Genomic DNA, 1,639 nt, shown 5'->3' with positions numbered 1-1,639 from the left:
GAAAGATGCATAAAACACTGATCCGCAAGAGAAAAGTCAACATTGTTAGCGAAATGTTAGGCTGCGTATTAGTCGAGCGTTCGGTCTAATCACTGTTAGAGAACCACGCATGAGTACGCAGTGGAGCTACAAAAAGTGCCTGTTCTGTAACGGAAAAATTCCTTACATGCCGCACTGGAAGAATCTGCCTGACAAATGTAACGACTGCATTTTTTCAGAAATATTGGATCTTCCAGTGCTCTTCAAAAAATTCTTGGAAAAAGAATCGAGTCACAATCAGCGCTACATGTCAGCTGAAGACCTGCTTTCATATAAAAACAGAGAAGCCCTCAGGCTTAAAATTAGTGAGGTTCTCAAGGATCACGCACTAAGGAATAAGGACATTCACGAAGCATGCAAAGAAGACAAAGAGCTTTTAAAGCTGGCCATATCACTGCACAAAAACCGAAACGGCATTACTAATAGCTCCGCAACGAGGGCAATCCCTGCAAGAATTCCACCATTCATGCAAGGTGGTGCACCGGGGTTAGGGAAACGTAAATGAGTGAGTGTCGTTCTCTAACAAATGGTTCAAACCGTTCGCTTCGCTCACTGGGACGGGCTAAAGCCCGCCCCTTAACCAAACGTTAGTGGCTTTTCTCCAGGTCATGTCAGGGTCACGAACGTTTGAAGTAATCCAGCAGTAATCCGACAGCTCCAGTGTTCGGCTAACGCCGTAGAAAGCACAATCTAGAGGTTGATTAACGAGATAGTAGATGGTCCGGTGAAACCGACTAAGAGAAAATTGTGAGTCTGTAACTGACGTTGTGACGCGGCCCGGAGAAATTATGATCGAGAGAGTTTTCAGAAGTAGTCGGTTTATGGTGTGGGTGGCAGTCGTTATCTGTGCGGTGTCATCTTTGCTCTTGTATGGTGCCTCGGTTAACATAATCTGGAATACCGCACTGGATGTAGTACGTGATATACCTGTCTCTGCTGACGACGGCAAGAGCCTCGCGGTTCGCCTCCTGAAGCTGTTGGATCTCCTGCTGATCGCTATTACTTTTCAGATCATGGCGGTTAACCTGTATCGTCTGTTCATCCGTCCGGTGTCTGATGATGACAGAGAATCCCAAAACCCTCTGGACATTAAGAGCTTCCATGATTTGAAGATAACAGTAAGCCAAGTGGCTGTTGTGATACTGCTGGTTCTGTTCCTTGAGCAGGCGGTAGAGATTGGCGCTACGATCGCTACGTTATACTTTGGTGCTGCCATCGGTATCATTATTTTGGCCTCGGTATTCGCGTGGAAGAATATGAAAGACTGATGCACAGCACGCGGTTAGACGTCACCTGCTGGTTGCCTGAACTAGAGAGGCAACCACTCCGCAGAGAATGTAGGCGGCCAACGCTTCATGGGAGCCTGCTTTGGGCAAGAGCCAACGTCACGGGCGTCTGCCACTAACCAATCCAAGCATAGCGACACCATTTCGGTTGCGGCTTCGCCTTCACTACAAAGCTGCGCGTGTTGGCGGCGTTATGCGCATCCATAGAGAGGGTACTTGTTGGCGCTGATGGAAAATTGACCCACCCTGCCGATTGAAATTTGACCCAGGGCGGATTGCTGATTTTGTTACCAGCAACTGTGGATAAGTCTACC

Annotated in this window: 3 protein-coding genes; 2 read left to right on the top strand and 1 reads right to left on the bottom strand. The window is 47.8% G+C overall.

The window, feature by feature from the left end; translation table 11 throughout:
- Positions 1-109: 109 nt before the first annotated feature.
- A complete protein-coding gene (locus tag AUK77_RS06790; protein ID WP_296127487.1) occupies positions 110-544 on the top strand; it encodes a hypothetical protein in 435 nt (144 codons plus the stop codon).
- A 283-nt stretch (positions 545-827) separates the two neighbouring features.
- Entirely contained in the window at positions 828-1,307 is a 480-nt protein-coding gene (locus AUK77_RS06785) for a YqhA family protein (protein ID WP_296127484.1), read from the top strand.
- Positions 1,308-1,440: 133 nt separating this feature from the next.
- Here AUK77_RS06785 and AUK77_RS06780 read toward each other — a convergent pair.
- Positions 1,441-1,639 (bottom strand): hypothetical protein (locus tag AUK77_RS06780; protein ID WP_296127482.1); only part of this gene is annotated, 199 nt, incomplete at its 5' end.

This window comes from Pseudomonas sp. Ga0074129, assembly GCA_001465025.1.
In the GTDB taxonomy this organism is placed as follows: Bacteria; Pseudomonadota; Gammaproteobacteria; order Pseudomonadales; family Pseudomonadaceae; genus Aquipseudomonas.
Note: the sequence above shows the minus strand (reverse complement) of the source record. Positions and strands in the feature narration are given on the sequence as shown.